This is a genomic window from Kitasatospora sp. NPDC051164, assembly GCF_044455625.1.
Classification (GTDB): domain Bacteria; phylum Actinomycetota; class Actinomycetes; order Streptomycetales; family Streptomycetaceae; genus Kitasatospora.
The window spans coordinates 131,580-139,085 of record NZ_JBITFB010000029.1 but is presented as its reverse complement, the minus strand read 5'-3'; the positions used below and the strand labels follow the sequence as shown (position 1 = coordinate 139,085).

General features: G+C 71.5%; 7 protein-coding genes. 1 reads left to right on the top strand and 6 read right to left on the bottom strand.

The features are described from left to right. Window positions 1–439 precede the first annotated feature (439 nt). Complete coding sequence (gene tyrS / locus ACIBEC_RS35650; RefSeq protein WP_360499742.1) at window positions 440–1,708, bottom strand: tyrosine--tRNA ligase; 1,269 nt, start codon at window positions 1,706–1,708, stop codon at window positions 440–442. Window positions 1,709–2,001: 293 nt separating this feature from the next. Here tyrS and ACIBEC_RS35645 point away from each other — a divergent pair, with 293 nt between their 5' ends. Continuing rightward, on the top strand, window positions 2,002–2,532 hold the full coding sequence (locus ACIBEC_RS35645; RefSeq protein ID WP_360499716.1) for an HNH endonuclease: 531 nt from the start codon (window positions 2,002–2,004) through the stop codon (window positions 2,530–2,532). 77 nt (window positions 2,533–2,609) lie between these two features. Here the strand turns inward: ACIBEC_RS35645 and ACIBEC_RS35640 are convergent, their stop codons facing one another. The 5 genes from ACIBEC_RS35640 to ACIBEC_RS35620 form a co-directional block, all read right to left on the bottom strand. Further along, window positions 2,610–4,718 (bottom strand): PQQ-binding-like beta-propeller repeat protein, encoded by a 2,109-nt coding sequence (locus tag ACIBEC_RS35640; protein ID WP_360499714.1) that lies wholly within the window; start codon window positions 4,716–4,718, stop codon window positions 2,610–2,612. Between the two features lie 93 nt (window positions 4,719–4,811). Continuing rightward, window positions 4,812–5,117 (bottom strand): 4a-hydroxytetrahydrobiopterin dehydratase, encoded by a 306-nt coding sequence (locus ACIBEC_RS35635; protein ID WP_360499712.1) that lies wholly within the window; start codon window positions 5,115–5,117, stop codon window positions 4,812–4,814. A gap of 86 nt (window positions 5,118–5,203) precedes the next feature. Further along, window positions 5,204–5,383 carry a DUF1272 domain-containing protein gene (locus tag ACIBEC_RS35630; RefSeq protein WP_360499740.1) on the bottom strand — a complete coding sequence of 60 codons (180 nt, stop codon included), beginning with the start codon at window positions 5,381–5,383 and terminating at the stop codon, window positions 5,204–5,206. A 59-nt stretch (window positions 5,384–5,442) separates the two neighbouring features. Continuing rightward, window positions 5,443–6,201: a sulfite exporter TauE/SafE family protein gene (locus ACIBEC_RS35625; RefSeq protein ID WP_360499710.1), complete on the bottom strand. Its 759-nt coding sequence runs from the start codon at window positions 6,199–6,201 to the stop codon at window positions 5,443–5,445. Window positions 6,202–6,456: 255 nt separating this feature from the next. Further along, a complete protein-coding gene (locus ACIBEC_RS35620) occupies window positions 6,457–7,506 on the bottom strand; it encodes an SPFH domain-containing protein (RefSeq protein ID WP_360499708.1) in 1,050 nt (349 codons plus the stop codon).

Below are 7,506 nucleotides of genomic sequence, written 5' to 3'. Positions count from 1 at the left end.
GACTTTTGGCACGCTGTTGAGTTCTCAAGGAACGGACGCTTCCTTCGGACCGCCTTCCAGCGGACCCTCCGGGCTTCGTTCTTTCGTGTTTCCAGTTTACCAGACGTTTTCCGCTCCGTTTTCCGGAGTTTCATTCATCCGATTTCCCGAACTGGTCAGGGCCGCTTTTCGCGACGTCCACCACTTTAGCGCATTTCGAGAGTTACTCGAAATTCACGCTCACGCCCTGTTGACGAAAACGCCAACGAACCCATGTGAATGGGGTGTGAGAGTGGGTCTTGCTGAATGGGGTGGCCGCTTCAGCGACTCGTTCAACACTAGGCCACCCGGAGGGCCTCGTCAAACGTCGAGGGCCGGATCTGTCCAGATCCGGCCCTCGATGCTCGAAGCCGCAGCTCAGCGTGGGTGTGCTTTCAGCCAAGCAGGTCAGCCCGGCGTGTCAGCCGGCGGAGACCAGCTCCGCCGCCGCCAGGTTCCGCTTGCCGCGCCGCAGCACCAGCCAGCGGCCGTGCAGCAGGTCGGCCTCGGTCGGCACTGCCTCCTCGTCCGTCACCTTGACGTTGTTGAGGTAGGCGCCGCCCTCCTTGATCGTCCGACGCGCGGCCGATCGGCTCGGCGACAGGCCGACGGCGACCAACAGGTCGACCACCGGCTGGAGTTCGGGGGTCTCGGTCTTCGGGACCTCGGCCAGGGCGGCCGCCAGGGTCGGGGCCTCCAGGTCCGCGAGGTCGCCCTGGCCGAACAGCGCCTTGGACGCGGCGACCGCGCGCTCGTACTGCTCGGCGCCGTGGACGAGGGTGGTGAGCTCCTCGGCGAGGGCACGCTGGGCGAGGCGGGCGGCGGGGCGCTCGGTGGTCTCGCGCTCCAGCTCTCCGATCTCCTCCTTCGAGCGGAAGCTGAAGATCCGCAGGAACTTGGAGACGTCCCGGTCGTCCGCGTTCAGCCAGAACTGGTAGAAGGCGTACGGGGTGGTCAGTTCGGGGTCGAGCCAGACGGTGCCGGACTCGGTCTTGCCGAACTTGGTGCCGTCGGCCTTGACGATCAGCGGCGTGGCCAGCGCGTGGACGGACTTGCCGTCGGCCTTGCGGATCAGGTCCGTGCCGGCGGTCAGGTTGCCCCACTGGTCGCTGCCGCCGGTCTGCAGGGTGCAGCCGTAGCGGCGGTTCAGCTCCAGGTAGTCCATGCCCTGGAGGATCTGGTAGCTGAACTCGGTGTAGCTGATGCCCGCGTCGGAGTTGAGCCGTCGGGCGACGGCCTCCTTGGCGATCATGTTGTTGACCCGGAAGTACTTGCCCACGTCACGCAGCAGGCTGATCGCCGACATTCCCGACGTCCAGTCCAGGTTGTTGACCATGCGCGCCGCGTACGGGCCCTCGAAGTCGAGGAAGCGCGAGATCTGGCCGCGCAGGCGCTCCACCCAGCCGGCCACCGTCTCGGGGTCGTTGAGCACGCGCTCGGCGGTGGGCTTCGGGTCACCGATCAGGCCGGTGGCGCCGCCGACCAGGCCGAGCGGGAGGTTCCCCGCCTGCTGGATGCGGCGCATGGTGAGGATCTGCACGAGGTTGCCGAGGTGCAGGCTGGGGGCCGTCGGGTCGAAGCCGCAATAGAACGTGACCGGGCCGTCCGCGAACGCCTTGCGCAGTGCGTCCTCGTCGGTGGACAGGGCGATCAGCCCCCGCCACCGCAGCTCGTCGACGATGTCCGTCACGGTCACGCTTCTCCTTCTATCGGGCGCCCGCCCGGTGGCGGCCCGATGCGGTCGGGCCCCGGGTCGGTACGACTCCAGCCTGATAGAGCCTACGCGGTTCCGGCCAGCGAGTTTTCCCCGAGGCACCCCCTCGGGCCTGGCGGCGTACTCCCCCGGGCCCCTCCCCGATACCGGAAATTCCGTTGTTCGTCGGCCCTGCGCCCATTCAGAGTGGTGTCACCGCCGTGCGGCGGCAGTGACGTGTGTGGAGACGGTCGTGCCGCCGTGGCACGCCCGTGGGAAGGGTGTGCCGAGTGCGCAACACGCTGGTTCTGAACGCGAGCTACGAGCCCCTGACAACGGTGTCGCTCCAGCGCGCCGTCGTCCTGGTGCTCCAGGACAAGGCGGTGGTGGAGCAGGCGCACCCGCTGCGCTCGATCCGGGGGACGGGCGTCGCCGTCCCGGTCCCGAGGGTGATCAGACTGCAACGGTACGTACGGGTGCCGTTCCGACAACAGGCCCCGTGGTCTCGGCGGGGTGTCCTGGCGCGGGACCAACACCTGTGCGCGTACTGCGGGCGGCGGGCCACCACGGTCGACCACCTGCAGCCCAAGTCGCGCGGTGGTGCGGACAGTTGGCTGAACACCGTGGCCGCCTGCGCGGAGGACAACCAGCGCAAGGCGGATCGAACGCCGGAGCAGGCCGGGATGAAACTGCTGCGGCGCCCGTTCATGCCGACCCCGCAGGCCAGCCTGATGCTGGCGCTCGGTCTGCGCAGCTCGGAGGCGCGGGATCTCGCCGACTGGCTGCCGCCGGTACCGGGCCTGCCCGTTTCGGCCGCGTAGCCACCCGACCGCGTAGCCACCCCATCCGGGTAGCGGCCCTGACCACGTAGCCACCCGGCCGGTCCCGGCGAGCGGCGTCAGCCCTTCGCCTGGTACCCGGCCGCCGTACCGTAGTTGGCCGCGTGCTCGGGCACCACAACCACCTGCCCAGCGCCGATCAGCACCCGCCCGGAGAGCAGCAGCGAGCCGGTCCCGGGCGGGAAGTTGCCACCGGCCGCCTCCTCGCCGCCCGCCAGCGGGAACCGGGTGAGGTGGGCGGGCTGGTCGCGGCGTTCGTCGGCGGCGAGCACCAGCGAGCCGCCGTCGATGCCGACCGCCCGGACGGTGCCCTTGGCGGTGGTCGGGGCCTTCCAACGCTGCTTGCCGGTGTCCAGGTCGTAGCCGACCGCGGCCGCCGGCCCGCTGCCGTTCGCCGGGGTCAGGGTGGTGACCATCGTGCGGCCCTCGAAGAACACCTCGGGTGTGGCCGCGAAGGTGCCGTGGGCGACGTCCAGCCAGCCGCCGTCCGTGACCACCGGGATCTCGGCGGCCGGGTCGCCGGCGGTGCCCCAGGCGAAAACCCGGTCGTTGTTCGGCTTGTCGCCGGTGGTGAGGACCACGGCCGGCTCGGCGGACAGCACCGTCACCGTCTTCGGCTGGTTGTTCAGCCCCCGCCACCAGCTGACCTTGCCGTCCGCGAGGTTCAGCGCGACGGCCTGGTCGGCGGGCGTCGAGTCGGCGCACGAGGAGGCCACCAGCACGGTCTTGCCGCTGACGCCGCCGGAGAGCGTGCAGAACTTGCCCTGCCCGGTGTACTGCCAGATGTCCTTCCCGTCCGCCGACTCCCAGGCCACCGCGTGGTCGTCGCCGATCGCGACCACCTTGTCCTCGGTGACGCCGACCCGCGCGGAGTAGGCGCCCTTCGCGTCCGAAAGGGTCTTGGTCCAGGCCGTCTTGCCCGTCCTGGTGTCCACGACGGCCACCAGCGCGCACGGGCTCTTCGGGTCCGCCTGCGGACGGAACAGCGCCGCGCCCAGGCCCGCCTGGTTCACGCCCGCCGACAGCCCGCACGGAACGGCCCCGGCGGCCGGCGGCTCCACCGACCAGGTCGGCTTGCCGCCCGCGCGGTCGTACGCGTGCACCCCGGAGCCGTCGGCCCGGACCACCGCGTCCGTCAGCAGCCAGCTGCCGACCAGCGTGTCGTCACCCCCGGGCTGCCCGGCCGCGACGGGCTGCGCGGACCACGCCCGGGAGTGCGCGACCGTGAAGCCGGGCTCGCCGCCGCTGCTCGCCGCCGCGCTGCCACCGCCCTCGGCACCGACCATCAGCCCGGCCGCCACCAGCACCCCGAGCGCGGCCACCCCGGCGCCGGCTCGCACGAGCAGGGCCTTCCGGCTGGGCACGTGCTCCCCGGTCAGCACCGCGTCGGCGGCCCGCCGGGCCTTGGCCGAGAACGAGGAGTCGGCCCCCGAGCCCGATATCGAGCCGGGCGCGGGCTTGGGACCGGAACCGGAACCGCCGTCACCACCCCGGCGGGCGGCGGCGCGGGACCGCGTGGCGGGCCGGGCCGCAGGCTTCGGGGCTCCCTCCGGGGTCTTCTCCGACCCGGCCGGCCCGGTCGGCTCGGACTCCGGCTCGGTCGGCGCGGACTTCGGCTCAGCCTCATCGAGGTGCACATAGCCGTCCGCCGAGTACTCGGCCCCCGCCGGGACGTACAGCCCCTCCCCGGCGGACTGTTGCCCGCCGGCATACGGCGTGTACGGCTGCTGCGCGAGGTCGGGGTACTGCAGGGACTGCGCGTGCTCGGGGTACTGCAGCGACTGCGCGTGCGCGGGGTACTGCGGAGACTGCGCGTGGTCCGGGTACTGCGGGTACTGCGGGTACTCCGGGAGCGGCTGGTACTGCTCGTGGCCGCTGTACTGCCCCTGGACGTAACCGCCCTCGACGTACCCGGTCTGCCCGTACCCGGACTGGTCGTAGCCGCTCTGGTCGTAACCGGCGTGCCCGTAGCCGGACTGGTCGTACTGCGACTGCTGCCCGTACCCGGCCACGCCGTAGCCCGCCTGCTGCTGCGGCTGCTGCTGCCCGTAGAACCCGTCGCCCTGCCAGTCCGGCTGGCCCTGGACCGGCTGGCCCTGGGCCGAAGGCCCCTGGGGGTACCACGGCTGCTGCCCGGTGTGGGCGTCTCCGAAGGGCTCCTGCGCCATCCGTTTCGTCCCTCCGAGCCCGCCTGCCTGCCGATGCGGCAGTCAGCATCTCACGCCGGTCCGGAGGGACGACCCGGGCCCGGCCCGAGGGCGTCAGGCCGCGGACTCGGCGCGCAGGGCCTCGTCGATGCGGGCGGCCAGGGTGAAGTCCAGGCCGGTGAGGCCGCCTGCGCTGTGGGTGGACAGGACGAAGCGCAGGGTGCGCCAACGGATGTCGATGTCGGGGTGGTGGTCGAGCGCCTCGGCCTGCTCAGCGACGGCGGCGACCACCCGGATCCCCGCCGGGAAGTCCGGGGCGTCGGCGCTGCGGACGATGCTGTCGCCCTCCCGGGTCCAGTGCGGCAGCGCCGCCAGTGCCGCCGTGATCTCGTCCTCGGTCAGCCGTGCCCTGCTGCTCATCGCTGCGCTCCTGCTGCGTCGTCGGTCCGGAGTGCTCCGGGGCGCCGGGGAACTCCGGGGCGCCGGAGTACCCCGGGGTGCCGGGGTCAGGCGGCCTTCCGGCGCGGACGGGCCACCAGCTCGCCGCCGCAGTTGGGGCAGCCGGCGGCCATGGCCTCGGTGCAGTCCGGGCAGAAGGTGCACTCGAAGGAACATATCGAGGCGGGGCCGTCGGCGGTCAGCGACACCTCGCAGCGCTCACAGATCTCGCGCATCTCCAGGGCCATGGCGTACTCCTCTGACTCTCTTACGGTCTGACGGTCGTTCGACTCGGCAGCGGCTTCGCTCACGCCAGCAGCAGCTTGGTGACGGCCGCGAGGCCGACCACCACGATCACCCCGCGCAGCGCGGCCGGCGGCAGGCGGCGGCCGACCTTGGCGCCGACCAGGCCGCCGACCAGCGAGCCCACCGCGATCAGCCCGGCCGCCGTCCAGTTCACGGTCGAGGTGAACAGGAAGAACAGCGCGGCGACGGCGTTGACGATCAGCGCCAGGGCGTTCTTCACCGCGTTGATCCGCTGCAGTTCCTCCTGCAGCAGCATGCCCATCAGCGCCATCAGCAGGACGCCCTGGGCGGCGCCGAAGTAGCCGCCGTAGATGCCGGTGAGGAACACCCCGGCCAGCAGCACCGGGCCGCCGTCCGGGTCGCCGCCGGGTCGGCGGCGGGCGGCGACGGCCTTGGCCACCTTGGGCTGGATCACCACCAGGACGAGCGCGAGCAGGATCAGTACCGGGACGATCGCGTCGAAGGCCCCGCTCGGCAGCTTGATCAGCAGCAGCGCGCCGAGCAGCCCGCCGAGCAGCGAGGCGGTGCCCAGGCGCAGCACCCGGCGTCCCTGGTCGGCGAGTTCGCGGCGGTAGCCGATCACGCCGCTGAGCGAACCGGGCACCAGGCCGAAGGAGTTGGAGACGTTGGCGGTGACCGGCGGGATGCCGACGGCGAGCAGGACCGGGAAGGTGATCAGGGTCCCGGAGCCGACGATCACATTGATCATCCCGGCTCCGACCCCAGCCACCAGGACGGCGATCGCCTCCCAGAGCGTCATGGGTCACTTCTCCTCTCGGTCCTGTCCGAGAGGATCATGCCGGACCGCCCTCCCGCCCGACCAGGGGCCGCCCACGATTCGGGACGTACGCCACACCGTCACGAGCGGCGCCACGAAAAGCGCCACGCGCGGCGCCGCGAAAAGCGCCGCGAAAGCCCGAGGGCCCGCCGCCATACGGGAGACGTACGGCCGCGGGCCCTCGGCGAAGCACAGCCCAGCCGCTCACTCAGGGTCGGCTCACTCCGGTCACTCCGGTCACTCCGGGTCGATCTTGGGGTACTCCCGGGTCGGGTCCACCCGGGGACGGGCGGCACCCTTCTCGGTGTCCACCGGCCGCGGCCCGGACGCCGGGTCGATCGGCACCTGGGTGGCCGGGGCGCCCTTCGGGACGCTCGGCACCGCGACGGCGCCGCCGTTGGCCCCGCCACCGTTGCCGGTCAGGCCGGTGAAGGCGCCGCCGAGGCCCTTGAGCGCGTCGCCGACCTCGCTGGGGATGATCCAGAGCTTGTTGGAGTCGCCCTTGGCCAGCTCGGGCAGGGTCTGCAGGTACTGGTAGGCGAGCAGCTTCTGGTCGGCGTCGCCGTCGTGGATGGCCTCGAAGACCGTCCGGATCGCGGCCGCCTCACCGTCGGCGCGCAGCACCGCGGCCTGCGCCTCACCCTCGGCCCTGAGCACGTCCGCCTGCTTCTCACCTTCGGCCTTGAGGATCTGCGCCTGGCGCTGGCCCTCGGCGGTGAGGATCGCGGCGCGCTTGTCCCGGTCGGCGCGCATCTGCTTCTCCATCGAGTCCTGGATGGAGGTCGGCGGCTCGATCGCCTTCAGCTCGACGCGGTTGACCCGGATGCCCCACTTGCCGGTGGCCTCGTCCAGGACGCCGCGCAGACCGGCGTTGATGACCTCGCGGGAGGTCAGGGTGGACTCCAGGTCCATCGAGCCGATGATGTTGCGCAGCGTGGTGACGGTCAGCTGCTCGATGGCCTGGATGTAGCTGGCGACCTCGTAGGTGGCCGCCCGCGGGTCGGTCACCTGGTAGTAGATGACGGTGTCGATGTTGACGACCAGGTTGTCCTGGGTGATCACCGGCTGCGGCGGGAACGGCACGACCTGCTCGCGCAGGTCGATCCGGTTGCGGACGCGGTCGATGAACGGGACGACGATGTTCAGCCCCGCGTTGAGCGTCCGGGTGTAGCGGCCGAAGCGCTCCACGATCGCCGCGCTGGCCTGTGGGATGACCTGAATCGTCTTGATCAGCGCGATGAAGGCCACCACGACCAGGACGACCAGGACGATAAGGACGGGTTCCAC

Excerpts from the sequence above, each read along its gene's own strand:
- ACIBEC_RS35640 (WP_360499714.1), bottom strand. The coding sequence starts at position 4,718 with ATGGCGCAGGAGCCCTTCGGAGACGCCCACACCGGGCAGCAGCCGTGG.
- ACIBEC_RS35635 (WP_360499712.1), bottom strand. The coding sequence starts at position 5,117 with ATGAGCAGCAGGGCACGGCTGACCGAGGACGAGATCACGGCGGCACTG.
- ACIBEC_RS35630 (WP_360499740.1), bottom strand. The coding sequence starts at position 5,383 with ATGGCCCTGGAGATGCGCGAGATCTGTGAGCGCTGCGAGGTGTCGCTG.
- ACIBEC_RS35625 (WP_360499710.1), bottom strand. The coding sequence starts at position 6,201 with ATGACGCTCTGGGAGGCGATCGCCGTCCTGGTGGCTGGGGTCGGAGCC.